The 25,236-nt window shown below is 73.5% G+C and carries 28 protein-coding genes; 26 read left to right on the top strand and 2 right to left on the bottom strand.

The annotated features are described in order from the left end of the window. Positions 1–3 precede the first annotated feature (3 nt). From rplF to BLV02_RS18250, 19 genes are all read left to right on the top strand, one after another. Positions 4–543 carry a 50S ribosomal protein L6 gene (gene rplF / locus BLV02_RS18340; protein ID WP_069110669.1) on the top strand — a complete coding sequence of 180 codons (540 nt, stop codon included), beginning with the start codon at positions 4–6 and terminating at the stop codon, positions 541–543. A 3-nt stretch (positions 544–546) separates the two neighbouring features. Beyond that, the gene (rplR, locus tag BLV02_RS18335; protein ID WP_069110668.1) at positions 547–930 is read left to right on the top strand and encodes a 50S ribosomal protein L18; all 384 of its coding nucleotides are present in this window, start codon (positions 547–549) and stop codon (positions 928–930) included. A gap of 33 nt (positions 931–963) precedes the next feature. Then, on the top strand, positions 964–1,581 hold the full coding sequence (gene rpsE / locus BLV02_RS18330; protein WP_069110667.1) for a 30S ribosomal protein S5: 618 nt from the start codon (positions 964–966) through the stop codon (positions 1,579–1,581). Further along, positions 1,578–1,760 (top strand): 50S ribosomal protein L30, encoded by a 183-nt coding sequence (gene rpmD, locus BLV02_RS18325; RefSeq protein WP_053206303.1) that lies wholly within the window; start codon positions 1,578–1,580, stop codon positions 1,758–1,760. The genes rpsE and rpmD overlap by 4 nt, the downstream gene beginning before the upstream one ends. Positions 1,761–1,765: 5 nt before the next feature. Beyond that, positions 1,766–2,215, top strand: coding sequence for a 50S ribosomal protein L15 (gene rplO, locus BLV02_RS18320; protein WP_069110666.1), 450 nt, complete (start codon positions 1,766–1,768; stop codon positions 2,213–2,215). A 173-nt stretch (positions 2,216–2,388) separates the two neighbouring features. Then, complete coding sequence (gene secY / locus BLV02_RS18315) at positions 2,389–3,693, top strand: preprotein translocase subunit SecY (protein WP_069110665.1); 1,305 nt, start codon at positions 2,389–2,391, stop codon at positions 3,691–3,693. Further along, entirely contained in the window at positions 3,690–4,271 is a 582-nt protein-coding gene (locus tag BLV02_RS18310) for an adenylate kinase (RefSeq protein WP_074946512.1), read from the top strand. The genes secY and BLV02_RS18310 overlap by 4 nt, the downstream gene beginning before the upstream one ends. A gap of 17 nt (positions 4,272–4,288) precedes the next feature. Then, positions 4,289–5,104: a type I methionyl aminopeptidase gene (map, locus tag BLV02_RS18305; RefSeq protein WP_281243452.1), complete on the top strand. Its 816-nt coding sequence runs from the start codon at positions 4,289–4,291 to the stop codon at positions 5,102–5,104. A 629-nt stretch (positions 5,105–5,733) separates the two neighbouring features. Next, on the top strand, positions 5,734–6,192 hold the full coding sequence (locus BLV02_RS18300) for a DUF1707 SHOCT-like domain-containing protein (RefSeq protein WP_083288473.1): 459 nt from the start codon (positions 5,734–5,736) through the stop codon (positions 6,190–6,192). Positions 6,193–6,416: 224 nt separating this feature from the next. Beyond that, the gene (gene infA / locus BLV02_RS18295; RefSeq protein ID WP_026877474.1) at positions 6,417–6,638 is read left to right on the top strand and encodes a translation initiation factor IF-1; all 222 of its coding nucleotides are present in this window, start codon (positions 6,417–6,419) and stop codon (positions 6,636–6,638) included. A gap of 66 nt (positions 6,639–6,704) precedes the next feature. Next, positions 6,705–6,818: a 50S ribosomal protein L36 gene (rpmJ, locus tag BLV02_RS18290; protein ID WP_015883600.1), complete on the top strand. Its 114-nt coding sequence runs from the start codon at positions 6,705–6,707 to the stop codon at positions 6,816–6,818. A 168-nt stretch (positions 6,819–6,986) separates the two neighbouring features. Next, positions 6,987–7,364: a 30S ribosomal protein S13 gene (gene rpsM, locus BLV02_RS18285; protein WP_069110663.1), complete on the top strand. Its 378-nt coding sequence runs from the start codon at positions 6,987–6,989 to the stop codon at positions 7,362–7,364. Positions 7,365–7,444: 80 nt separating this feature from the next. Beyond that, positions 7,445–7,843 carry a 30S ribosomal protein S11 gene (gene rpsK, locus BLV02_RS18280; protein ID WP_026877472.1) on the top strand — a complete coding sequence of 133 codons (399 nt, stop codon included), beginning with the start codon at positions 7,445–7,447 and terminating at the stop codon, positions 7,841–7,843. 32 nt (positions 7,844–7,875) lie between these two features. Continuing rightward, complete coding sequence (gene rpsD / locus BLV02_RS18275; RefSeq protein ID WP_069110662.1) at positions 7,876–8,481, top strand: 30S ribosomal protein S4; 606 nt, start codon at positions 7,876–7,878, stop codon at positions 8,479–8,481. A gap of 90 nt (positions 8,482–8,571) precedes the next feature. After that, complete coding sequence (locus BLV02_RS18270; protein WP_069110661.1) at positions 8,572–9,585, top strand: DNA-directed RNA polymerase subunit alpha; 1,014 nt, start codon at positions 8,572–8,574, stop codon at positions 9,583–9,585. Between the two features lie 46 nt (positions 9,586–9,631). Continuing rightward, positions 9,632–10,222 carry a 50S ribosomal protein L17 gene (gene rplQ / locus BLV02_RS38310; RefSeq protein WP_069110660.1) on the top strand — a complete coding sequence of 197 codons (591 nt, stop codon included), beginning with the start codon at positions 9,632–9,634 and terminating at the stop codon, positions 10,220–10,222. Positions 10,223–10,249: 27 nt separating this feature from the next. Next, complete coding sequence (gene truA / locus BLV02_RS18260; protein WP_069110659.1) at positions 10,250–11,149, top strand: tRNA pseudouridine(38-40) synthase TruA; 900 nt, start codon at positions 10,250–10,252, stop codon at positions 11,147–11,149. A gap of 34 nt (positions 11,150–11,183) precedes the next feature. Next, on the top strand, positions 11,184–11,600 hold the full coding sequence (locus tag BLV02_RS18255; protein WP_141711503.1) for a hypothetical protein: 417 nt from the start codon (positions 11,184–11,186) through the stop codon (positions 11,598–11,600). 82 nt (positions 11,601–11,682) lie between these two features. Further along, the gene (locus BLV02_RS18250) at positions 11,683–12,957 is read left to right on the top strand and encodes an ATP-binding protein (RefSeq protein WP_069110657.1); all 1,275 of its coding nucleotides are present in this window, start codon (positions 11,683–11,685) and stop codon (positions 12,955–12,957) included. A 10-nt stretch (positions 12,958–12,967) separates the two neighbouring features. On the opposite strand, the gene BLV02_RS18245 is transcribed toward BLV02_RS18250, so the two are convergent. Next, positions 12,968–13,798: an MBL fold metallo-hydrolase gene (locus BLV02_RS18245; protein WP_069110656.1), complete on the bottom strand. Its 831-nt coding sequence runs from the start codon at positions 13,796–13,798 to the stop codon at positions 12,968–12,970. Continuing rightward, positions 13,795–14,808, bottom strand: coding sequence for a cyclic nucleotide-binding domain-containing protein (locus BLV02_RS18240; RefSeq protein ID WP_069110655.1), 1,014 nt, complete (start codon positions 14,806–14,808; stop codon positions 13,795–13,797). Before BLV02_RS18240 ends, BLV02_RS18245 begins: the two co-directional genes overlap by 4 nt. Before the next feature lie 155 nt (positions 14,809–14,963). Between BLV02_RS18240 and BLV02_RS18235 the strand changes: the two genes are divergently transcribed. The 7 genes from BLV02_RS18235 to BLV02_RS18205 all read left to right on the top strand — a co-directional run bounded on the left by BLV02_RS18235 (position 14,964) and on the right by BLV02_RS18205 (position 25,230). After that, positions 14,964–15,398 (top strand): hypothetical protein, encoded by a 435-nt coding sequence (locus BLV02_RS18235; RefSeq protein WP_083288472.1) that lies wholly within the window; start codon positions 14,964–14,966, stop codon positions 15,396–15,398. 54 nt (positions 15,399–15,452) lie between these two features. Next, a complete protein-coding gene (locus tag BLV02_RS18230) occupies positions 15,453–15,803 on the top strand; it encodes a hypothetical protein (protein WP_141711502.1) in 351 nt (116 codons plus the stop codon). Between the two features lie 92 nt (positions 15,804–15,895). Beyond that, positions 15,896–17,245 (top strand): adenylate/guanylate cyclase domain-containing protein, encoded by a 1,350-nt coding sequence (locus BLV02_RS18225; RefSeq protein WP_069110652.1) that lies wholly within the window; start codon positions 15,896–15,898, stop codon positions 17,243–17,245. Beyond that, on the top strand, positions 17,242–17,961 hold the full coding sequence (locus BLV02_RS18220) for an ABC transporter ATP-binding protein (protein WP_069110651.1): 720 nt from the start codon (positions 17,242–17,244) through the stop codon (positions 17,959–17,961). The genes BLV02_RS18225 and BLV02_RS18220 overlap by 4 nt, the downstream gene beginning before the upstream one ends. Then, positions 17,958–20,414, top strand: coding sequence for an ABC transporter permease (locus tag BLV02_RS18215; RefSeq protein WP_069110650.1), 2,457 nt, complete (start codon positions 17,958–17,960; stop codon positions 20,412–20,414). The genes BLV02_RS18220 and BLV02_RS18215 overlap by 4 nt, the downstream gene beginning before the upstream one ends. Beyond that, on the top strand, positions 20,414–22,864 hold the full coding sequence (locus BLV02_RS18210) for an ABC transporter permease (protein ID WP_069110649.1): 2,451 nt from the start codon (positions 20,414–20,416) through the stop codon (positions 22,862–22,864). Before BLV02_RS18215 ends, BLV02_RS18210 begins: the two co-directional genes overlap by 1 nt. Beyond that, entirely contained in the window at positions 22,864–25,230 is a 2,367-nt protein-coding gene (locus tag BLV02_RS18205; RefSeq protein ID WP_069110648.1) for an ABC transporter permease, read from the top strand. The genes BLV02_RS18210 and BLV02_RS18205 overlap by 1 nt, the downstream gene beginning before the upstream one ends. Positions 25,231–25,236: the final 6 nt, after the last annotated feature.

The following is a 25,236-nucleotide window of genomic DNA, read 5'->3' as shown; positions in this document are numbered from 1 at the left end:
CTCATGTCGCGCATCGGCAAGCTCCCGATCCCGGTACCGTCCGGCGTCCAGGTCGACATCGACGGCCGCGCGGTCAAGGTCACGGGTCCCAAGGGCACGCTGAACCACACGCTGCCCGAGGTCATCGGCGTCGAGAAGGGCGACGACGGCACTCTGCAGGTCGTCCGCCCCGACGACGAGCGTGAGAGCCGCGCCCTGCACGGGCTCACCCGCACGCTGGTCGCCAACATGGTCACCGGTGTCACGGACGGGTACGTCAAGAAGCTCGAGATCGTCGGCGTCGGCTACCGCGTCACGGCCAAGGGCCAGAACCTCGAGTTCGCACTCGGCTTCAGCCACCCGGTCGTCGTCGAGCCGCCCGAGGGCATCACGTTCGCCGTCGAGTCGCCCACCAAGTTCTCGGTGCAGGGCATCGACAAGCAGAAGGTCGGCGAGATCGCGGCGAACATCCGCAAGATCCGCAAGCCCGAGCCGTACAAGGGCAAGGGCGTGCGCTACGAGGGCGAGCACGTCCGGCGCAAGGTCGGAAAGGCTGGTAAGTAACACATGGGCATCGCGATCAATCGCCAGATCAGGAAGGGCGACAAGCGGGCTGCCCGGGACCGCCGGCACCTGCGGGTCCGGAAGAAGGTCACCGGCACGGCCGAGCGTCCGCGCCTGGTCGTCACCCGGTCGCTGCGGCACATGGTGGTCCAGGTCGTCGACGACGCCACCGGCCGCACCCTGGCCTCGGCCACCAGCATGGAAGCCGACCTGCGCTCGCTCGACGGCGACAAGACCGCCAAGGCACGTCGCGTCGGCGAGCTCGTCGCCGACCGCGCCAAGGCGGCCGGTGTCGAGGCCGTGGTCTTCGACCGTGGCGGTAACCAGTACCACGGCCGGGTGGCCGCGGTGGCGGAGGGCGCCCGCGAGGGCGGCCTGAAGCTCTGACCACGCACAATCTCGAGAGGATAGAGGGACATCATGGCTGAACCCCAGCGCCGCGGTGGCGGTGCCGGTGGCGAGCGCCGCGATCGTCGTGACCGTCGCGATCGCGACAACCGTCGCGGCGACGGTGCGGACAAGACCAACTACATCGAGACCGTGGTCGCCATCAACCGCGTCGCCAAGGTCGTGCAGGGTGGGCGTCGCTTCAGCTTCACCGCTCTGGTCGTCGTCGGCGACGGCGACGGCACCGTGGGCGTCGGCTACGGCAAGGCCAAGGAGGTGCCCTCGGCGATCGCCAAGGGTGTCGAGGAGGCCAAGAAGCAGTTCTTCAAGGTGCCGCGGATCCAGGGCACCATCCCGCACCCCGTGCAGGGTGAGAAGGCTGCCGGCGTCGTGCTGCTCCGCCCGGCTTCGCCCGGTACCGGCGTCATCGCCGGTGGCCCGGTGCGCGCCGTGCTGGAGGCCGCGGGCGTCCACGACATCCTGAGCAAGTCGCTCGGGTCGTCCAACGCCATCAACATCGTGCACGCCACGGTGGAGGCGCTGCGTTCGCTGGAGCGTCCGGAGCAGGTGGCGGCCCGCCGCGGCCTGCCGCTCGAGGACGTCGCCCCGGCCGCGCTGCTGCGCGCTCAGGCCGCGGGAGCGTCGGCATGAGCGGCCAGCTGAAGGTCCGTCAGGTCAAGAGCCCGATCGGTGGGACGTCGTCCCAGCGCAACACCCTGCGCTCGCTCGGCCTGAAGCGGATCGGACACGAGGTCGTCAAAGAGGACCGCCCTGAGATCCGGGGCATGGTCAAGACGGTGGCGCACCTGGTCGCCGTCGAGGAGGTCTGAGAGGCATGAGCAACTCGCCGCTGAAGCCGCATCACCTGCGGCCGGCCCCCGGCGCCAAGACCGCGAAGACCCGTGTGGGTCGCGGTGAGGCGTCGAAGGGCAAGACCGCGGGCCGCGGCACCAAGGGCACGAAGGCCCGCTACCAGGTGCCGGCCCGCTTCGAGGGCGGGCAGATGCCGCTGCACATGCGCCTGCCGAAGCTGAAGGGGTTCAAGAACCCGTTCCGCGTCGAGTTCCAGGTCGTGAACCTGGACAAGCTGGCGTCGCTCTTCCCGGAGGGCGGGGACGTCACCGTCGACGACCTCGTGGCCAAGGGCGCTGTGCGGGCCGGCAAGCCGGTCAAGGTTCTGGGCACCGGTGAGATCTCGGTTGCGCTGCGAGTGAACGCGAACGCGTTCTCCACCAGCGCGAAGGAGAAGATCACCGCTGCTGGGGGCACCGCCACCGAGGTGTAGGGGTCCCGCACCGGTGCGTTCGAACGGTTTCGAGAGCGTCCTGCCGTCTTACCAGGCGGCAGGCGCTTTCGGCCGTTCGGACCCGGCGGTGTTACCGTCTGTTCCGTCCGTACCACCGCGCCGGCTTCGACTCGCCAGTCGTCTCCGCCGTCGGCCACGCAGGAGGCCTTGAAGTGCTCAGAGTGTTCGCGCAGGCGTTCCGTACACCTGACCTGCGCAGTAAATTGCTGTTCACGCTGGGCATCATCGCGATCTTCCGGGTCGGCTCGGTCCTGCCCACGCCCGGTGTCGACGTCCCGGCGGTACGGACCTGTGTGGACCTCGCCGGCAACGAGGGCATCTACGGGATGCTCAACCTGTTCTCCGGCGGGGCGATGCTGCAGCTCGCGGTCTTCGCGCTCGGCATCATCCCGTACATCACCGCCAGCATCATCCTGCAGCTGCTGACGGTCGTGATCCCCCGCATCGAGGCGCTGCGCAAGGAAGGCGCGTCCGGGCAGGCACAGATCACGCAGTACACCCGCTACCTCACCATCGGCCTGGCGCTGCTGCAGTCGACCACCATCGTCACGCTGGCCCGCCGCGGGCAGTTCTTCCCGAACTGCCCCGAAGAGGTCCTGCAGAACGACTCGCTGACCACCGCCGCCATCATGATCATCGTCATGACGGCCGGCACCGGCGTGGTCATGTGGCTGGGCGAGCTCATCACCGACCGCGGCGTCGGCAACGGCATGTCGCTGCTGATCTTCACCCAGATCGTCGCCAGCGTGCCGAGCATGTTCTGGAGCATCCAGACCAGCCGCGGCTGGGGCGTCTTCGGCCTGGTCGTCGTGGTCGCGCTGATCGTCGTCACGCTCATCGTCTTCGTCGAGCAGGCACAGCGGCGCATCCCGGTCCAGTACGCCAAGCGGATGGTCGGCAGGCGCATGTACGGCGGCTCGGCCACGTACATCCCGCTGAAGATCAACCAGGCCGGCGTCATCCCGGTCATCTTCGCGTCGTCGCTGCTCTACATCCCGCTGCTGGCCGCGCAGTTCAACCAGACGTCCGGCTGGGCGCTCTGGATCCAGGACAACTTCACCCGTGGCACCCACCCCGTGTACATCGCGGCGTACTTCCTGCTGATCGTCGGGTTCGCGTTCTTCTACGTGTCCATCACGTTCAACCCGAAGGACATCTCCGACAACATGAAGCGCTACGGCGGCTTCGTGCCGGGCATCCGTGCTGGCCGCGCCACCGAGGAATACCTGGCCTACGTGCTCAACCGCATCACGTCGGCCGGCGCCATCTACCTGGCGCTCGTGGCCCTGTTGCCACTGCTGGCCTTCAACGTGCTGAACCCCGCCGACGGCGGCCAGTCGTTCAACAACATGTTCGGCGGCACCTCCATCCTGATCATGGTCGGTGTCGGCCTGCAGACCGTGCAGCAGATCGAGAGCCAGCTGCAGCAGCGCAACTACGAGGGGTTCTTGCGGTGACGCGACTGTTGATCATGGGCCCGCCGGGCGCGGGCAAGGGCACGCAGGCCGAACTGGTGGCGAAGCGGTTCGCCGTTCCGGCCATCTCCACCGGCGACATCTTCCGGTCCAACATCGCCGACGAGACCGACCTCGGCCGCCAGGTGAAGGGCTACCTCGACTCCGGCCGGTACGTGCCGGACGAGCTGACCAACGAGGTGGTCCGCGACCGCCTCACGCGCGCCGACGTCGCCGAGGGCTTCCTGCTCGACGGCTACCCGCGCACGCTGGCGCAGGTCGATTTCCTCGACAAGGTGCTGGCCGAGCAGGGCCACGAGATCGACCACGTCATCGTGCTCAACGTCGACGTCGACGAGGTCGTGAAGCGGCTGCACGAGCGGGCCCTCAAGGAGGGTCGCGACGACGACACCCCCGAGACCATCCGCAAGCGGCAGGAGCTCTACCTCGAGCAGACCGCCCCGCTGATCGCGGTGTACCGCGAGCGCGGCCTCGTCTTCGAGGTCGACGGCCTGGGCACCGTCGACGACGTGCAGCAGCGAGTGGCCGACGCCATCGAGCAGCCGCCGCAGCCGCACTAGGTTCTCCAGGAGCCACCATCGAGATCAAGTCGCCGGAGCAGCTGGCCGGCATGCGCGCGGCCGGGCTGGTCGTCGCCGAGATCCACGAGGTGATGCGCGCGGCCATCGTGCCGGGCGCCACCCCGCTGGATCTCGACGCGATCGCCCGGCGCGAGCTGGCCGCCCGCGGCGCCACGTCGAACTTCCTCGGCTACGGCGGCTTCCCGGCCACGGTGTGCGTCTCGGTCAACGACGTCGTCGTCCACGGCATCCCGGACGCCACCCCGTTCCGCGACGGCGACATCGTCTCGCTCGACTTCGGCGCGGTCCTCGACGGCTGGCACGGCGACGCCGCGGTGACGGTGCCCGTCGGCTCCGGCGAGCTGCCCGACGACGTCGCGCGGCTGCTGACCGACTGCGAGGACGCGCTGTGGTCGGGCATCGCGGCGATGAAGGCCGGCCGGCGGTTGCGCGACATCGGCACCGCCATCGAGAAGACCATCGAGGCGCGCGGCGACTACGGCATCGTCGAGGAGTACGGCGGCCACGGCATCGGCACCGCGATGCACATGGACCCGCACGTCATGAACTACCGCACCCGCCAGCGCGGCCCGAAGCTGGTGCCCGGCCTGTGCCTCGCGGTCGAGCCGATGATCACCCTCGGCGGCCCCGAGACGCACGTCCTGCCCGACGACTGGACGGTCAAGACCGACGACGGCACATGGGCCGCGCACTTCGAGCACAGCATCGCTGTCACGCCCGAGGGCCCGTGGGTCCTCACCGCCCTCGACGGCGGGGCCGCCCGGCTAGCGGCGCTCGGTGTGCCGGCCGCCGCCCAGGTCCACAGCGGCTGACCCGGCCGCCGCTGCCCGCGACTGGCCCGCTCTCGGGGTGGTCCGCCCGCCGCGCCGGGTCCACAGCGGCTGGCCCGGCCGCCGCCGCTGCCCGCGACTGGCCCGCTCTCGGGGTGGTCCGCCCGCCGCGCCGGGTCCACAGCGGCTGGCCCGGCCGCCGCCGCTGCCCGCGACTGGCCCGCTCTCGGGGTGGTCCGCCCGCCGCGCCGGGTCCACAGCGGCTGACCGGGCCGCCGCCGCTGCCCGCGACTGGCCCGCTCTCGGGGTGGTCCGCCCGCCGCGCCGGGTCCACAGCGGCTGACCGGGCCGCCGCCGCTGCCCGCGACTGGCCCGCTCGCAGGGTGGTCCGCCCGCCGCGCCGGGTCCACAGCGGCTGACCCGGCCGCCGCCGCTGCCCGCGACTGGCCCGCTCTCAGGTGGTCCGTCCGCCGCCTTTGCAATGAGCACCGATACGCACCGTCGCCGAGGCGGCGCGGCGAGAGCTGTCGTGACCGTGTTCGCCGACGGTCGCTGACACGCCGCGAGCGGACATGATCACGGTGGACGTCGCTGACCCGGGGGTGTCCCCGGGGCGAACTGGGGGGTTACCCCGATAGGCGGACCCCGTCGTGCGGCGGATACTGGTGCGCATGGGAGCCGAGCGGTTCGAGATGCGCGCCAGCGACGCCGATCGCGATCGCGTGGCCGAGATCCTGCGCGACGCGCACGGCGAGGGCCGGCTGAGCCAGGACGAGCTGCTGCTCCGGGTCGAGTCGACCTACTCGGCGAAGACGTACCAGGATCTCGACCGCGTCATCGCCGACCTGCCGGTGCGCCGCCAACCGGCCGGCATCATGCCGCGTCCGCTGTCCGCGCCGCGCCCGGCGCCGCGCCGCACGGGGCGGCGCATCGCCCGCGGCCTGCTGACCGGCGCATGGTGGTTCTACGGCTTCGTCGTGGCCCTCAACCTCATGGTGTGGATGCTGGTCAGCATCGGTGGCGGCGGCCCCGAGTACTTCTGGCCGATGTGGGTGGCCGGCCCGTGGGGACTGCTGCTCGGCGGCCTGGAGATGGCGTACCGTTCCCGGGAGACGCCCGCGCCACGGTGACCGCGGGTCGGCTTGCCTCACACGATTGGCCTCTGGTAGGCCCAGTACCGTACAATTCTTGGTCGGCCCACTGTGGTCTGTTTCGTTGCGCCCTGCGGCTGGTTCCGGACGTGTCTTCGACCGGGACGGGGTGTGCGTAACAGCTCGCCGCCCGTCCCTCCCAGGACTCCCGGTGGCGTGGTGTGCCGAGGCGGAAGACGACCGACAGAAGAAGTGCGGAGGACATGCCGAAGAAGGACGGGGTCATCGAGATCGAGGGCACCGTGACCGAGGCTCTCCCGAACGCCATGTTCCGGGTAGAGCTCTCCAACGGTCACAAGGTGCTCGCCCACATTTCCGGCAAGATGCGTCAGCACTACATCCGGATCCTTCCCGAAGACCGGGTGGTGGTGGAGCTCAGCCCGTACGACTTGACCCGCGGTCGCATCGTCTACCGCTACAAGTAACCACGACCTCTGCCGGCGGCTTCGGCCAACTCCGAACTCTCGGCACACGTCAAGAAAGAGTCCCCGATGAAGGTCAAGCCGAGCGTCAAGCCGATCTGCGACAAGTGCAAGGTGATCCGCCGTCACGGCCGGGTCATGGTGATCTGCGAGAACCTGCGTCACAAGCAGCGTCAGGGCTGATCACCGGGCACCGCTCGCCCGGACACAACTGAATACACAGGACAACGCACCAGCACCCCTGCCGGCTACGGCGGGGACCACCCCCGGGCGGAGGCCGGGGCTCGGCGGCACAGGATCGCCGAGACGCGGTGCGTCAGACACCTCCGCGAACGAAGTGAGGAACACCGCATGGCACGCCTCGTCGGCGTCGACCTCCCGCGCGACAAGCGCCTGGAGGTAGCACTCACCTACATCTTCGGCATCGGGCGTACCCGAGCGCTGGAGACTCTCAAGGAGACGGGCGTCAGCCCGGACATCCGCGTCAAGGACCTCGGTGACGAGGAGCTGGTCAAGCTCCGCGACTGGATCGAGGCCAACTACCAGATCGAGGGTGACCTCCGCCGCGAGGTGCAGAGCGACATCCGCCGCAAGATCGAGATCGGTAGCTATCAGGGCATCCGGCACCGCCGCGGGCTCCCCGTCCGTGGTCAGCGCACTCACACGAATGCCCGTACCCGCAAGGGTCGGAAGAAGACCGTCGCCGGCAAGAAGAAGGCCGGCAAGTGAGTGCCGCGACGGCGTCACGCACGCCGTCGCGCGCAGCGAACCGCTGACCTCAGAAGCTTTCGGACAGGAGTACCGCACACATGCCACCCGCCAAGGGCCGCCAGACCAAGGTGCGCCGCAAGGAGAAGAAGAACGTCGCTCATGGTGTCGCGCACATCAAGAGCACGTTCAACAACACGATCGTCTCGATCACCGACCCTCAGGGCAACGTGATCGCGTGGGCCAGCGCCGGCCAGGTCGGCTTCAAGGGCTCGCGTAAGTCGACGCCGTTCGCCGCGCAGATGGCCGCCGAGGCCGCCGCTCGCCGTGCCCAGGAGCACGGCATGCGCAAGGTCGACGTGTTCGTCAAGGGCCCGGGCTCGGGCCGGGAGACCGCGATTCGCTCGCTGCAGGCCGTCGGCCTCGAGGTCGGTTCGATTTCGGACGTGACCCCGCAGGCGCACAACGGCTGCCGTCCGCCGAAGCGCCGCCGCGTCTGACCCACCGAGACCTCGAGGAGACCTGAACCACCATGGCCCGTTACACCGGTCCACTCACGAAGAAGTCGCGTCGGCTCGGCGTCGACCTGATCGGCGAGGACAAGGCGTACGAACGCCGTCCTTACCCGCCCGGCCAGCACGGCCGCGGCCGGCAGAAGGAGAGCGAGTACCGCCTCCAGCTGCACGAGAAGCAGAAGGCGCGCTACACCTACGGCGTCCTGGAGAAGCAGTTCCGCCGCTACTACGAGGAGGCCAACCGTCGCCAGGGTCGCACCGGTGACGTCCTCCTCCAGCTGCTGGAGTCGCGTCTCGACAACGTCGTCTACCGTTCGGGCCTGGCCCGCACCCGCCGGCACGCCCGCCAGCTGGTCGTCCACGGCCACTTCACGGTCAACGGCCGCAAGGTGAACGTGCCGTCGTACCAGGTGGCGCTGCACGACGTCATCGACGTGCGGGAGAAGTCCCGCGAGACGACCCCGTTCATCATCGCCCGCGAGACCCACGGCGACCGCCCGGTCCCCGCGTGGCTCGAGGTCATCCCGAACCAGCTGCGCGTGCTGGTCCACCAGCTCCCGTCCCGGCAGCAGATCGACACGCCGGTGCAGGAGCAGCTCATCGTCGAGTTCTACTCGAAGTAGTCCGCACCATCGCCGTGGCCGGCACCGGGCCGGCCACGGCGCCCTGATCGCGACAGTCATATAGCGGGCGTCGCGGAGAGGAAGTCAGAAGTGCTCATCACCCAGCGTCCCAGTCTCAGCGAAGAGTCGCTGAACGACTACCGCGCACGGTTCACCATCGAGCCGCTCGAGCCCGGCTTCGGCTACACGCTCGGCAACTCGCTGCGCCGGACCCTGCTCTCGTCCATCCCCGGCGCGGCCATCACGTCGATCCGCATCGACGGCGTGCTGCACGAGTTCACCACCATCCCCGGGGTGAAGGAGGACGTCACCGACGTCATCCTGAACCTCAAGGGCCTCGTCGTCTCGTCCGAGCACGACGAGCCGGTCGTGATGTACCTGCGCAAGCAGGGCCCCGGCGCCGTCACCGCCGCCGACATCGCGCCGCCGGCCGGTGTCGAGGTGCACAACCCGGACCTCCACATCGCCACGCTGAACGGCAAGGGCAAGCTGGAGATGGAGCTGACGGTCGAGCGCGGCCGCGGCTACGTGTCGGCCGTGCAGAACAAGCGCGCCGACGCCGAGATCGGCCGCATCCCGGTCGACTCCATCTACTCGCCGGTGCTGAAGGTCACTTACAAGGTCGAGGCGACCCGCGTCGAGGGCCGCACCGACTTCGACCGTCTCATCGTCGACGTCGAGACCAAGCCCTCGATCCGGCCGCGGGACGCGCTCGCGTCGGCCGGCAGCACGCTGGTCGAGCTGTTCGGCCTGGCCCGCGAGCTGAACATCGAGGCCGAGGGCATCGAGATCGGCCCGTCGCCGGTCGACGCCCAGCTGGCCGCGGACCTCGCGCTGCCGATCGAGGACCTGCAGCTCACCGTCCGTTCGTACAACTGCCTCAAGCGTGAGGGCATCCACTCCGTGGGTGAGCTCGTCTCCCGCAGCGAGGCCGACCTCCTCGACATCCGTAACTTCGGCCAGAAGTCGATCGACGAGGTCAAGGCGAAGCTGGCCACCATGGGCCTCGGCCTGAAGGACAGCGCGCCGGGCTTCGACCCGGCCGCGGCCGTCGACAGCTACGGCGACGACGACCAGTCCTACGCCGAAGACGAGCAGTACTGACCGAGCGCGGCCGGTAGCGGCCGCCACCACACAGGAGTAGATCACCATGCCCACCCCAACCAAGGGTGCTCGCCTGGGAGGCTCGCCGGCTCACCAGCGCGCGATCCTCGCCAACCTGGCGACCGCGCTGTTCGAGCACGGCCGCATCACCACGACCGAGGCCAAGGCCCGCCGCCTGCGCCCGGTCGCCGAGCGGCTGATCAGCAAGGCGAAGCGTGGCGACCTGCACGCGCGGCGCCAGGTGCTCAGCACGATCCGCGACAAGGACGTCGTGCACGTGCTGTTCGCCGAGATCGGCCCGCGCTACGAGAACCGCAACGGCGGCTACACCCGGATCGTGAAGATCGGCCCGCGCAAGGGTGACAACGCTCCGATGGCGATCATCGAGCTGGTCGAGCCGCTGGCCGAGCAGGTCGTGACCGAGGCGACGAGCGCGACCCGGCGGGCCGCCGCGGCCGCTCCGGCCGCTGCCGCTCCGGCGGCTGACGCTCCGGCCGAGGTCGAGGTTCCGGTCGAGGAGGCCGTCGCCGAGGCGCCGGCCGACGAGACCGAGGCCGTCGCCGACGACGCCGAGGCGCCGGCGGACGACGCCGAGGCGAAGGCCGACGACGCCGAGGGCCCGGCCGAGAAGGCCTGACCCCCGCGTCACACGCACAGCACCGTCATGCAGCCCGCCGACCCCACTCCTGGGGACGGCGGGCTGCTGCGTGTGCGGCTCGACCTCGCCTACGACGGCACCGACTTCTCCGGCTGGGCCGCGCAGCCCGGCCGGCGCACCGTCCAGGGCGTTCTCGAGGAGGCGCTGGGCCGGGTGCTGCGCATCGACCCGCCGCGGCTCACCGTCGCCGGGCGGACCGACGCCGGGGTGCACGCCCGCGGCCAGGTCTGCCACGTCGACGTTCCGGTGACGGCGTGGGCGGCGGCGCCCGGTCGGTCGGACCGGCCGCCGGCGGTCGCGTTGGCGCGGCGGCTGGCCGGGGTGCTGCCGGGCGACGTCCGGGTGCACGGCGTCGCGGCTGCGCCGTCGGGCTTCGACGCCCGCTTCTCCGCCGTCTGGCGCCGCTACCGCTACCGCGTCGCCGACACCGCCTACGGCGCCGACCCGCTGCTGCGCGGATTCGTGCTGTGGCACGACCGTCCGCTCGACGTCGACGCGATGAACGTCGCGGCCGCCGGTCTGCTGGGCGAGCACGACTTCGCCGCGTACTGCCGGCCCCGTGAGGGCGCGACGACGATCCGCGAGCTGCGGGTGCTCTCCTGGGAGCGCTCGGCCGACGGCCTGGCCGTCGCGACCGTCGAGGCCGACGCGTTCTGCCACAACCAGGTGCGCGCGATGATCGGCGCCCTCCTGCTCGTCGGTGACGGCCGCCGGCCGGTCGACTGGCCGGCGACGGTGCTCGCGGCCGGCGTGCGCGACTCCGGCGTCATCGTCATCCCGCCGCACGGCCTGACCCTCGAGGCCGTCGGCTATCCGCCCGACACCGAGCTGGCCCTCCGGGCGGCCGTCGCCCGCAACGTCCGCACCCTCCGTCCGGGGGAGGGCGAAGGTCGGGGAGATCCCTGAGGGCAAAATCGGCTCGGGCGCGTAGCCTGGTGGAGTGTTCACCGATGCGATCGAGATTGCCGTAGCCGCACTGGGGCTCGGGCTTGTCGTGCTGTCCGTGCGACAGGCGCGGGCCAAGGGCTGGGCGGCCTCGCTGCAGATGGCGGCGGGCGGCTTCCTGCTCATGGGCGCCTCCGCCATCGGCATCGTCGGCTTCGTCGTCGGCCTGGTGCTCTCGCCCATGGCCTGGATCGGCGTCGGCATGCTCGCGGTGGCCGGCCTGCTGTTCGTGACGGGCCAGAAGCTCGAGGTGCCGAAAGACTCCGCCAAGCCCAAGTCGGTCGGCGAGTCCGGCCCGGCCCCGAAGGGCGCGGTCGACGCCGGCCCGAAGAAGGGAAAGAAGCAGCAGGCCTCCGGCGATCCCGAGCTCGACGACATCGAGGCCATCCTGCGTCGCCACGGCATCCAGTGAGGTGGCCGGCCCGCGAAGAACGGTAGTGTTTGCGGGCGAAGAACGGTAGCGTATGTGACTGAGAAACGGTAGCGTATGAGTCATGCGCTACCTTCCGCGGGTCGCCGATGCCGAGCTGGACGGCATGCTGTCCGGGTTGCCGGCGGTCAGCATCGAGGGTCCGAAGGCTGTGGGGAAGACGGCGACCGCCTCACGACGGGCCGGGTCCGTCGTCGCGCTCGACGATGACGACGAGCTGGCGCTGCTCGACGCCGACCGCGGCCGGCTCGCGCGGCTGCCCGCCCCGGTGCTGGTCGACGAATGGCAACGGTTCCCACGCGTGTGGGATCTGGTCCGGCGCAGCGTCGACCGCGATCCGTCGCCTGGCCGGTTCGTCCTGACCGGGAGCGCCAGCCCGGTGCACGCACCGACCCATTCGGGTGCCGGCCGCATCGTGCGGCTGCGCATGCGCCCCATGTCGCTGGCCGAACGCCAGGTGACGACTCCGGCTGTCAGCCTGGCCGGTCTCCTGGCCGGAGGGCGTCCGGAGATCACCGGCGAGAGCCCGCTCGACCTGGCGGACTACACCGACGAGATCGTGTGCTCCGGCTTCCCGGCGATCCGGATGATGGACGAGCCCCACCGCCGCGACGCCCTCGACGGCTATCTGGCCGAGATCGTCCGCCGCGACTTCCCCGAGCAGGGGCACGTCGTGCGCCGTCCGGCCACGTTGCAGGCGTGGCTGCGTGCCTACGCCGCCGCCACGGCGAGCACGGCCTCCTACAACGTCGTGCTCCAGGCGGCGACATCCGGCCATGGCGAGCAGCCGGCCAAGACGACGACGATCGCCTACCGCGACGTCCTCACCCAGCTCTGGCTGCTCGAACCGGTCCCGGCGTGGCTGCCGGCGGGTCGCAACCACTTCGCGCGGCTGAGTCAGGCGCCCAAGCATCATCTCGCCGATCCGGCGCTGGCCGCGCGCCTGCTCGGCGTCGGCGCGTCCGCGCTGCTCGACCAGCCTTCGGCGGGTCCGCCGATCCGCCGCGACGGGCCGCTGCTGGGTGCGCTCTTCGAGTCGCTCGTGACGTTGAGCGTACGGGTCTACGCGCAGCCGTCGCGGGCCGGCGTTCATCATCTGCGCACCATGCGTGGCGATCACGAGGTCGACCTGATCGTCGCTCGTGACGACGGACGGGTCGCGGCGTTGGAGGTCAAGCTGTCGCCGTCGGTCGACGACAAGGACGTCAAGCACCTGCTCTGGTTGCGCGAGCGGCTGGGGGACGACCTGCTCGACGCCGCCGTCATCACGACCGGGAGGGCCGCCTACCGGCGTCCGGACGGCATCGCCGTCGTTCCGGCGGCGCTGCTCGGTCCGTGAGCCGACCAGCTCAGAGCTCCAGCACGTCGCCCTCGCGGCCGGCGCTGACGGGGAGCGGGGCGGCCGCGGCGTACTTGGCGGCCAGCTCGTCCACCTCGTCGTCGGTGCGGGTGGGCGCGTGGTGGATCAGCACCAGCCGGCCGACCCGGGCGCGGGCGGCCAGCGCGATGGCGTCGCCGATGGTGGAGTGACCGTACGCCTCGGCCCAGTACCGTTCCGCGTCGGAGAACTGCGCGTCGTGCAGCAGCAGGTCGACGCCGCGGACGAGGGAGGCGGCGGGGCCATCGCCGGCGCCCGCCGCGTGGTCGGGCAGGTAGGCGAAGGACGCGCCGTCCGCCTCGACCCGCATCCCGAACGTCCGCCCGCCCTTGTGCGGGAGGTCCGCCAGCCGCACCCGCGCCCCGCCGGCCGCCAACCAGCCGGCGTCGCACGCGTCGAACCGCCACCGCCCGGCCAGCCCGTCCGGCCCGATGGGGAAGTGCGGCGGCGACATCGCCCGCGCCAGCAGCGCCGCCGCCGACCCCGGCACCGACGGCGACGCGCCGGCCTGCGCGGGCAGGCACAGCCGCACGTCCGCGCCGGCCACGTCGCCGGACCGGAAGAACGGCAGCCCCTGCACGTGGTCCCAGTGCAGGTGGCTGAGCACCAGGTCGCCGCGGTACGGCGCGCCCCCCAGCAGCGCCGTCAGAGCGGCGAGCCCGGTGCCGGCGTCGAGCACCAGCCGCGGCGCCGACTCGTCCCGCACGGTCACCGAGACGCACGAGGTGTGGCCGCCGGTCCGCAGGAACGCCGCGCCGGGCGCGGGCGTCGAGCCGCGCACCCCGTGCAGGACGATCCTCACGCCGGCACGTCCTCCCGGCGGTGCGACCCGGCCAGCTCGGCCAGCCGCTCGCGGTCGATCGACGCCGACGGCGCCACGGCCACCCGCACCGGGGTGACGGCGGCCAGCGTCGACGTCCGCCGCCCGCCCTCCAGGACGGCCCGCTCGCCGAGCACCGCGCCCGGCCCGACCTCGGCCAGCCGCCGCCCGTCGACCTCGACCCGCAGCACGCCGTCGAGCAGCAGGTACAGCTCGTCGCCCGGCTCGCCCTGCAGCGTCAGCAGGTCGCCGTCGGCGAGCGTGCGGATGCGCGGCTTGTCCGCGCCGGTCATCAGCAGCCGCGACAGCACCCGCTCGGCGGCGCTCTCGACCTCGACGCTCAGCGCCGGGGAGTCCTCGTCGCCCCACGGCGTCCGCGCGCCGAACGAGTGCGCGGCCCACGCCGAGTAGTCGGTGAGGCCGGACTTGCGCACCAGCGCGCCGCCGTCGTCGTAGACCCAGTGCCGCGGGAACGCGCTGGCGCCGGGCAGGCCCGGCTCGGACCGGCCGTCCGGGTGGATGGTCAGCGTCAGCGTCGTCCACACCAGCGGCGAGCGCAGCTGGACGAACGGCGGATGCGGGACGGCGCGCGGTGCGGGCAGCGCGGTCCGGCCGCCGCAGGTCTGCGTCAGCCGCACACCGCCGTCGGGCAGGTACTCCGGGTCGCGGCGCAGGACCGGCAGCGCGACCGCGGCGAACGTCGCGCCGAGCCGCCCGATCCGAACCGTCGTCGACCCCATCCGCACGCCGGCGCCGGCGTCGTAGCCGGCCCGGACGATCCGTCCGTCCGCGACCTCGGCCCAGCCGGCCAGCACGTTCGCGTACCGGAACCGGTCCGCGGCGCCCAGCCCGGCCAGGTCCTCGACGACGTCGGGCGGCGGCGGGTCGTAGTGGGTGAACCCGGTCTCGAAGGCGGCCTTGGTGAGTCCGGTGACCGCCTCGGACGGAATCCACGAGAGTGTGGTGGCCGTGGCCTCGATACGTGTGTCCATGTGTTCACGCTAGGGAGCGGCGGCGCCGCCGGGCAGGGTGCAGACAGGCCGGTCGGCGGGGGTGCTGGCACGCCTCCGCATGAGCGCGATCATCGTGGGGTATTTCTTGACGTATGGGAGTCTCGACGCGGTTTCGGTCGACGACGGCCGCCGGCGTGATCGCGGTGCTCGTCCTGGTGTTCGTGTTCGGCAGCCCGCCGTTCGGCAGCTGGGCCGCTGACAACGCGAACGGCGCCGGCGCGCTCGACCTGTTCCTCAGCGTCCTCGCCTGGCCGTCCTGGGACTTCACCCTCGACGCGCCGGCCCGCGACGTCCTCGCGATGGTGCTGCGCGCGGTGCTGGTGGTCATCCTCACGGCGGCGTTCCTCACCGCGCTGGCCTGGCCGCGCACCGGCAACGCGGGCGCCCAGCTGCTCACCGGCTGGGCCAGCGTCGTCTTCGCCGGGGCCGCCGCCGGGCTGATCATGGGGCTCGTCCAGAGCGACGCCTCCGCGCCGGCCGTGTTCGCGCTGATCTCGTCCGGCGCCACCTACGGCATCTTCGCCGGCTGGATCGTCGGCCTCGCCACCCTGCGCGCGCCCAGCCGGTGACGACTCGGGTCCGGGTCGAGGTTCGTCCGTCGCCCGGATGCCATCATGGCTGGCATGAGCCGCGACGTCTTCGTCCAGGACGTACCCCCAGCCGTCCGCAGCGTTGCGGAGATCCCTGACTCGTGGCGACCGGCGCCGCTTCCGTTCGGCCACGCGGAGGTCGTCGCGGCAGTGCGGGAACTCGTGCCCTCGGCAGACTTCACCGACCCGACCTGGGGACACGTTCTGGTCGGGGGCGCGGACATCGAGGTCAATGTCGCCGACCGCCCGCAGCTGGACTCCTTCGCACTTCACATCCGTGGTGCGGACGACGACGCCAACCGGTTCGTCGCCCAGCTGCTCCAGAGGCTCGGTGTCCGCGCCTTCGACGTCGCGTCCGAGACCGGCATCTTCACCGGCGGCTAGTCTCGGCCACCCGTCCGGGGGTGCTGGCACCCCGTCGCATTCGGGTGGCTGCCGCCCTGGCGCGTTCGCGCCGGTAGGAGTGTCATGGCGGCATGACCTCGGCCGCCGCGCGCATCACGGTGCTTCTCGCGGACGACAACCTGCTCGTCCGCGAGGGAGTGCGGGCGCTGCTGCGCGTCGCCGGCGACGTGGACGTGGTGGCGACGGCCGAGGACTACGACGGGCTGGTCGCGCAGGCGGTCGAGCACCGCCCGCAGGTCGTCGTCACCGACATCCGGATGCCGCCGCGCTTCGCCGACGAGGGCATCGAGGCGGCCAAGGAGGTCCGCAAGCGGCTCCCCGGCACCGGGATCGTGGTGCTGTCGCAGTACGACGACCCGGAATACGCGGTCGCACTGCTGGCCCAGGGCGCCGCCGGCTACGCATACTTGCTCAAGGAGCGGGTGGCGGACGGCGACCGGCTGGCCCGGGCGGTCCGCGAGGTCGCAGCGGGGGGTTCCATGCTGGACCCAGAGATCGTGCAGGCCCTCGTGACACCGGCACGGGGCGGCACCGGCCTGTCCGCCGACGAGGAACGGCTGCTCACCATGGTGGCCGAGGGCCGCGCCGTCAAGGCCATCGCCGCCACGCTGCGCAGCACGCCGGAGGCCGTCGACCACGCCGTCGAGGAGCTGTTCCTGCACCTCGCCCGCGACGCCAGCTCCGGCGTCAGGGGCGCGCTGGAGCGGCTGCGCAAGCTGCACACGGCGATCCTGGAGCGCGAGGAGCAGGGCGAGACGCTCACCCGGCTGCTGCCGTCGGGCCTCGCCGACAAGCTGCGCGACGACCCCGGCGCCGTCGCCCGCACCGAGCGGCTGATCGTCACCGTGCTGATGTCGGACGTGCGCGGCTACTCCGGCATCGCCGAGCGGGCCGACCCGTCGACGCTGGCCCGTCAGCTGAACGCGCACCGCCGGGCCATGAACGGTGCCATCCTCGACCAAGGGGGCACCGTGATGCAGTACGTGGGAGACGCCGTCATGGCCGTCTTCGGAGCGCCGTTCCCGCAGGCCGACCACGCCGAGCGGGCGCTTCGGGCCGCCCACGACATGCACCGGCGGCAGGCCGGCGTCGACGCCCAGTGGGCGGCCGAGGGGCTGGAGCCGTTCGGCATGGGCATCGGCCTGTCCACCGGCGAGGTGGCCGCCGCGCTGCTCGGCAGCGACGAGCGGCTGGAGTACACGCTGGTCGGCGACACCGTGAACCTGGCGCAACGCCTGCAGGACCTCGCCCGCCCGGCCGGGACGACGGTGGCCAGCGCGGCCACCGCGGCGGCCGCGCCCGCGTGGACGTTCCAGCGGCTCGACCCGGTCCGGGTCAAGGGCCGCGACGCCGCGGTGACGGCGTGCCGGGTGCTCGCGCCCGCCGCCGCCCCCGACGAGGTGGAGGAGTACAGCCGATGACCGCACTGCTGGCTCAGGGGGTCCGCCGGACGTTCGAGGCGGAACTGGCGCCGGTCCGGGCGCTGCGCGGCGTCGACCTGCGGGTGGACCGCGGCGAGTTCGTCGCGCTGATGGGGCCGTCGGGCTGCGGCAAGTCGACCCTGCTGAACATCTTCGCCGGGCTCGACCAGCCCGACGAGGGCGAGGTGGTCGTCGACGGGCTGGTGGTGAGCGGGCGCGACGAGAACTGGCTGGCCCGGTTCCGCCGGCACCACGTCGGCATCGTGTTCCAGTTCTTCAACCTGCTCGAGGGCGTCTCGGCGCTGGACAACATCGCGCTGCCGGCCATCCTCGGCGGGCTGCGGCGCAAGGCGGCCGAGTCGCGTGCCCGCGACCTGCTCGACCTGCTGGGCCTGGGCGACCGCACCGAGCAGCTGCCGTCGGTGCTCTCCGGCGGGCAGCGCCAGCGGCTGGCCATCGCCCGCGCGCTGGTCAATGAGCCGGCCGTGCTGCTGGCCGACGAGCCGACCGGCGCGCTCGACAGCGAGGGCGGTGCGGAGATCCTGGAGCTGTTCCGCCGGCTGCACGGTGACGGGCAGACCATCCTCATGGTCACCCACTCCGCCGACGTCGCCGCCGGGGCGTCCCGCGTGGTGCGCATGCGCGACGGCCGCATCGACGGCGTGCGGGTCGGCTCGGCGCCGGCCGCGTCCGTGGTGGAGGAGCGCGCGCCGTGACGGCCGTCCGCGCCTGGCTGCGGCTGGACGCCCGGCGCCGGTGGCGGTCGCTGCTGGTCATGGCGCTGCTGGTGGCGCTGGCCGCGGGGACGGTCATGACGGCGCTGTCCGGTGCCCGGCGCGGCGCGACCGCCGGCGACCGGCTGCTGGAGCGGACGCTGCCGGCCACCATCGCCGTCCTCCCGAACCAGCCGGGCTTCGACTGGGACGCGGTCCGCGCGCTGCCCGAGGTCGAGGCGCTGACGACGTTCGTGCTGACCGGGTCATACGTGGTCGACGAGCTGCCGCCGGACTCGTACGCCGCGGGCTTCCCGCCGGGCGACGACGAGGTGTTCCGGACCATCGAGCGCCCGGTCGTCCTCGACGGCCGGCTGCCCGACCCGGCGCGGGCCGACGAGGTCGTCGTCAGCCGCCAGTTCGAGCGGACCTACGGGCTGGGCGTCGGCGACGACGTCACGCTGCGGCTGTTCACGCCGGAGACGCAGGACGGCCTGAAGTTCGCGTCGACGCTGCCCGAGCCGGACGGCCCGGTGGTGCCGGCCACGATCGTCGGGATCATCCGGTCGCCGTGGTTCAGCGACGTCGTCGGCGACTCCGAGGGCGGGCTGTCGCCGTCGCCGGGCCTGTTCGCGCAGTACCGCGACAACCTCATGGGCGCGTCCGGCCAGGGCGAGCTGAACGCGCTGGTCCGGCTGCGCGGCGGCGAGGCCGCGATTCCGTCGTTCAAGGCGGGCCTGCGGGAGGTCAGCGGGCGCAGCGACATCGACTTCATGGACCTCGCCGAGGACGCCCGGCACCTGAACTCGGTCACCCGGTTCGAGGCCGACGCGCTGCAGGCGTTCGCGCTGGCGGCGGGCGCGGCGGCGATCTTCCTCGTCGGCCAGGCGGTGGCCCGGTACGCGGCTTCGGCGGCGGCCGAGCTGCAGATCGGGCGGGCACTGGGGATGACGTCGGGGCAGGCCGTCGTGGCCGCGGCGGCCGGCCCGGTCGGCGCGGCCGCCGCCGGCACGCTGCTCGGCGCGGGCGCCGCGGTGGTGGCGTCGAGGTGGTTCCCGATCGGCACCGCCGCGCTGTTCGAACCGGACCCGGGCATCGACGTCGACCCGCTGGTCATCGCCGTGGTCGGGACGGCGACGGTGCTGCTGGCGGCGCTCGGCGCGGGCCTGGCCGCGCGGCTGGCGCTGCGCTCGGCCCGGACGGCTCGCCGCGCGCGGCCGTCGGCGCTCGCGGCCGCCGCCCGGCGGGCCGGCGCCCCGGTTCCGGTGGTCGTCGGCGCGCGGTTCGCGCTGGAGCCCGGCCGCGGCCGGCAGGCGGTCCCGGTGCGCCCGGCGCTGGTGGGTGCCGTGGTCGGGGTGCTCGGCGTCATCGCGGCGTTCACCTTCTCCAGCGGTGTCACCGACGCGGCCGGGCACCCGGAGCGGTTCGGGCAGGTGTACCAGCTGGCGGCGTTCGTCGGCGACGCCGGCGAGGACTTCGGGCCCGTCGACGACGTCATGCAGACCATGGCCGACGACCCTGACGTGCGGGTCGTCAACGACACCCGCGTCGCGGTCGCGGCCGTCGAGAACCGGCCGGTCACGCTGTTCACGCTGGACCAGGCCGGACGCGAGCCGCTGCGGCCGGTGCTGGTCGACGGCCGGGCGCCGGAGCAGCCGGGCGAGGTGGCGCTGGCGCCGGCCAGCGCCGACACCCTGGGCGTGGGCGTCGGCGACGTCGTGACGATGTCCGGCACCGCGGGCGACCGCGAGTTCACCGTCACCGGCCTGGCGTTCGTGCCGGAGGGCCCGCACAACAACTACGTCACCGGCGGCTGGGTCTCCGGCGACGGGTACGACACGCTGTTCGACCCGGCCAGCACGGTGTCGCCGGCGTTCAAGTACCACCTCGTGCTGCTCGGGCTGACGCCCGGCGCCGACCCGGCGGCGGTGACCGAGCGGCTGGAGGCCACCGTGGCGCCGGTGATCGCCGCGGCCATCGGCGCGCCGCCGGAGTCCGTCACCGACGTCGTCTCCCCGGCCGAGCCGCCCAGCCGGCTCGCGGAGCTGCGCCAGGTCCGGACGCTGCCGGTGTTCCTGGCCGGGTTCCTGACGGTGCTCGCGCTCGGCGCCGTGGGGCACGCGCTGGCCACCGCCGTGCGCCGTCGCCGGCACGAGGTGGCCGTGCTGCGGGCGCTGGGCATGACCCGCTGGCAGTCCCGCGGCGTCGTCGTCACCCAGGCCAGTCTGCTGGCGCTGATCGGGCTGGCCGCCGGCGTGCCGCTCGGCCTGGCGCTGGGCCGGACCCTCTGGCGCTACGTCGCCGACACGACGCCGCTGCTCTACGTCGCGCCGCTGGCGGCGCTGGCGCTGCTGCTGATCGTGCCGCTGGCGCTGCTGGCGGCGAACCTGCTGGCGGCCTGGCCGTCGCACCGGGCCGCATCACTGCGGGTGGGCTCCGTGCTGAGGGCCGAGTGATGGCGGCGGCGTGGCTGCGGCTGGAGCTGCGCCGCCGATGGCGGTCGCTGCTGGTGCTGGCGCTGCTGGTGGCGCTGGCCGCGGGGACGGTCATGACGGCGGTCGCGGGCGCCCGGCGCGGCGCGTCCGGCATGGACCGGCTCCAGGCCGCCACCCAGCCGGCGACGGTGCTGGTGGTGCCGAACATCCCGGGCTTCGACTGGGCGCCGGTGCGCGCGCTGCCCGGCGTCGAGGCGCTCGGGCGCCTGGCGTTCACGGGCTACGAGATCGACGGACGGCCGGGCGGGGAGTCGTTCATGGTCCCGCCCGCCGATGCGCAGACCATGCACGCGCTCGAACGCCCGGTCGTCCTGGCGGGCCGGCTCGCGGACGCCGGCCGGGCGGACGAGGTGGTGGTGACGCCGGCGTTCCTGCGCACGTACGGGCGATCGGTCGGCGACACCGTGCGGCTGGGCCTCTACACGCCCGAGCAGGTGGACACCGGCCAGGTGCCCGGCGCCGCCCGGACGAACCTGGTGTCCGGCGTGTGGCTCCTGACCTACCAGCAACAGGCCGCGGCCGTCGCGGCCGGGCTGCAGCCCGATCCGGGCGCGCCGGCGGATGGGCCCGTCGTCGAGGCCACCATCGTCGGGGTCGTGCGGTCGCCGATGTTCGGCGACCAGCTGGACGCGCCCGGCTTCCTGGTGCCGTCGGCCGGGCTGGTCGCGGCCCACCCGGAGAGCTTCTTCGGCGCCGAGGGCGTGGCGTCGACCGGCGCGCTGGTGCGGCTGTCCGGCGGCGCGGCCGCGATCCCCGCCTTCCGGGCCGCCCTGGCCGAGGCGACGGGGCGTCCCGACCTCACCGTCCACGACCTGACGGCGCCCGCCGCGGCCATCGGCGAGACGCTGCGGTTCGAGGCCACCGCGCTGTACGTCCTGGCCGGCGTCGCCGCCGTCGCCGGGGTGTTCCTGATCGGCGGGTCGGCCGGCCGGCAGGTCGCCTCGATGCTGGGGAGCCTGCGGGTGCTGTCGGCCGTCGGCATGACGCCGCGGCAGGTCGCCGGCGCCGCCGCGACGGGCCCGGCCGTGGCCGCGGCGGCCGGGACGGTGCTCGGCGCGGCCGTGGCGGTGGTCGTGTCGCGCTGGTTCCCGGTGGGGTCCGCGAGCTTCCACGAGCCCGCGCCGGGCGTCAGCGTCGACCCGGCCGTGCTGGTCCCGGGGGTGCTGCTCCCGCCGCTGCTGGTCGCGGTCACGGCGGCGGTCCTCGCCCGGGCCGGCCTGGCGGACCGGCCGGCGCGGCGGCGGACGTCCGCCGTGACCCGGCTCGTGGCCGGCGCCCGGTTGCCGGTCCCGGTGGTCCTGGGCACCCGGTTCGCGCTGGAGCGCGGCGCCGCGGGTGCCCGGTCGCCGGTGCGGCCCGCGCTGGCCGGCGCCGTCGTCGGGGTGACCGGGGTGCTGGCGGCCCTGACGTTCTCGGACGCGGCCCGCGACGCGGCGCAGACCCCGTTCCGGTTCGGGGTGGTGCACCAGGCCGAGGCGTGGGTCGGCTTCGACCGCGGCCGGCTCGCGTCGGCCGAGGACGTCTTCCCGGCCCTGGCGGACGTGCCGGGCGTGCGCGGGGTCGACGACGTCCGTGGCCAGCTCGGCGACGCCGGCGACGCCCAGGTCATGGTGGTCTCGTTCCACCCGGTCGGCGAGCCGCTGAACTACCTGGTGACGGCGGGCCGGATGCCGTCCGGCCGCGGCGAGGCGCTCGTCTCCCTGGCCGCGTCCGGTGACCTCGGCGTGGGCGTCGGCGACGTGCTCCCAATGGCGGGCAGCGGCGGCGCGGCGGAGCTCGCGGTCGTCGGCGTCGCCGTCCTGGACCCGGGGTTCGGCACCGCGGTCGTCGTGGCCCCGTCCACCTACGATGCGCTGTTCGACGGCGCCTTCCTGTTCCAGTACGCCGCGATCGGCCTGGACCCGGCGGCCGACCCGGCGGCCGTGCTCCCGGCGCTGGCGGCCGCCGTCCCGGACCAGACCTACGGGATCCGCCCGTTCGAATTCAGCAGCCCGCCGGAGCTGCGGCTCATGCGGTCGGTCCCGGTCGTGCTCGGAGGCTGCGTGGCGCTGCTCGCCGCGGGAGCCGTCGGGCACGGCCTGGTGACGGCCGTGCGGCAGCGCCGCCGCGAGCTGGCCGTGCTCCGGGCGGTCGGGATGACGCCGGCGCAGTCGACCGTCGCGGTGACCGCGCAGTCGCTCGTGCTGGCGCTGGCCGGCCTGGCCTTCGGCGTGCCGCTCGGCCTGGCGCTGGGCCGGACGGTCTGGCGGTCGGTCGCCACGACGATGCGCGCGCACTACGTCGCGCCGGGCGGCTGGCAGCTGGTGGCGGTGGTGGCGCTGCTCACCGTGCTGGCGGCGGTGCTGCTGGCGGCCTGGCCGGCGCGGCGGGCGGCGTCGTTGCGGGTGGGCTCCGTGCTGAGGGCCGAGTGATGGCGGCGGCGTGGCTGCGGCTGGAGCTGCGACGGCGGTGGCGGTCGCTGCTGGTGCTGGCGCTGCTGGTGGCGCTGGCCGCGGGGACGGTGCTGACGGCGGTCGCGGGCGCCCGGCGCGGCGCGAGCGCCGTCGACCGGCTGCTGGAGCGGACGCTGCCCGCGGACGTCGCGGTGCTGCCGAACCAGCCCGGCTTCGACTGGGACGCGGTGCGCGACCTGCCCGGGGTGACCGCGCTGTCCACCTTCGGCAGCGCGCCCTACGTCGTCGACGGCGTGCCGGCCGAGTCGCTCGGCGGCGCCGTCGGCCCGGACACGATGGTCACGGTGGAGCGGCCGGCCGTCCTCGCCGGGCGGCTGCCCGACCCGCACCGCGCCGACGAGGCGACGGTGACCCCGCGGTTCGTCGAGACCTACGGTCTGGGCGTCGGCGACACCGTGACGATCCGGCTGTTCCGGCCCGAGTCGTTCGCCGCCTACCGGGCCGATCCGTCGCTGCCGCCGGACGGGCCGGTCGTCGAGGCGCGCATCGTCGGCGTCGTCCGGTCGTTCTGGCACGGCGACGGCCTCGGCGGGCAGGGGCTGCTGACGTCGTCGGCCGGGCTGTTCGAGCGGTACCCGGCCGAGCTGGGCGCGGGGGCGCCGGACGAGATCTTCAACGCGATCGCCCGGCTCGACGGCGGCGCCGCGGCCATCCCGGCGTTCCAGGCCCAGCTGGAGCGGCTCACCGGCCGCACCATCGACGTCTGGGACCTGGGCGAGGCCTTCCACCAGCACGCCCGCGACGTCACCGGCTTCGAGGCCGACGCGCTGCTGGTGTTCGCGCTGGCCGCGGCCGCCGCTGCGGTGTTCCTGGTCGGGCAGCCGGTCGCCCGCTACGTCGCCGCGTCCGTCGCCGACCTGCAGGCGCTGCGGGGCGTCGGAATGCTGCCGCGGCAGGTGGTCGCGTCGGCGGCGCTCGGGCCGGTGCTGGCGGCGGCCGCAGGCGCGGGGCTGGGCGTGGCGGGCGCGGTGGCGGCGTCGCGGTGGTTCCCGATCGGCTCCGCGGCGACGCTGGAGCCTGCTCCCGGCGTCGACGCCGACGTCGCGGTCCTGGTCGGCGGCCTGCTCGCGGTGCCCGTCCTGGTGGCCGTCGCGGCCGGGACGGCGGCCGTCCTGGCCGTGCGCGCGGCCCGGTCGGCGCCGCACCCCCGCCGCTCGGCGGTCGCGGGCGCCGTCGCCGCCGCGGGGCTGCCGGTGCCGGTGGTCGTCGGCGCCCGGTTCGCGCTGGAGCCCGGCCGAGGCCGTCAGGCGGTGCCCGTGCGGCCCGCGCTGCTGGGCGCCGTCACCGGCGTGGCCGGCGTGCTCGCGGCGTTCACGTTCTCCAGCGGCGTCGACGACGCGACCGGCGACCTGCGCACGTTCGGCCAGACCCACCAGCTGCTGGCCTATCTCGACGACGGCGAAGACGCGCCGCCGGCCTCCGACGTGCTGGCCGCGGCCGCCGCCGACCCCGACGTCGCCGCCGTCAACGACGCCCGCATCGGCGCCGCGGAGATCGGCGGGGTGTCGGCCGCGGTCTACGCCTACGCGCCGGTCGGCGACGGCGTGCCGGACGTCGTCGTGCTGGAGGGCCGGATGCCGGCGCGGGCGGACGAGATCGTGCTCGCCCCGGCGACGGCGGCGGCCGCCGGAGCGGGCGTCGGCGACCGCGTCGACCTGGCGGCGACCGGCGGCACCGGCAGCGCCACCGTCACCGGCATCGCGTACCTGCCCGACGGCTCGCACAACGACTACACGACCGGCTCCTGGGCCACCCGCGACGGCTACGACGCGCTGTTCGCCGGCGACGTCAAGTTCCACGAAGCGCACGTCGAGCTGCGTCCCGGCGCCGACGCCGCGGCCGTCGCGGCCCGGCTGGCCGAGACCACCGGCGTCGGGTTCGCCCCGCCGGAGCCGCCCACCCCGGTCGCGGAGATCCGGCAGATCCGGACGCTGCCCGTGGTGCTGGCCGGGTTCCTGGCCGTGCTGGCGCTCGGCGCGGTCGGGCACGCGCTGGCCACCGCCGTGCGCCGTCGCCGGCACGAGCTGGCCGTGCTGCGCGCCGTCGGGCTGACCCGGCGGCAGTCGCGCGCCGTCGTGACCACGCAGGCCAGCGTCCTGGCGCTGGCCGGGCTGCTGATCGGCGTCCCGCTGGGGGTCGCGCTCGGCCGCACCGTCTGGCGCTACGTCGCCGACACCACGCCGCTGCTGTACGTGCCGCCGGTGGCCGCGCTGGCACTGGCGCTGGTGCCGCCGGTCGCCCTGGTGGCGGCGAACCTGCTGGCCGCGTGGCCGTCGCAGCGGGCGGCGTCGTTGCGGGTGAGTTCCGTGCTGAGGGCCGAGTGATGGCCG

The organism is Jiangella alba (assembly GCF_900106035.1).
Classification (GTDB): domain Bacteria; phylum Actinomycetota; class Actinomycetes; order Jiangellales; family Jiangellaceae; genus Jiangella; species Jiangella alba.
The sequence above is the reverse complement of the archived record's forward strand: the minus strand, read 5'-3'. Positions and strand labels throughout refer to the sequence as shown.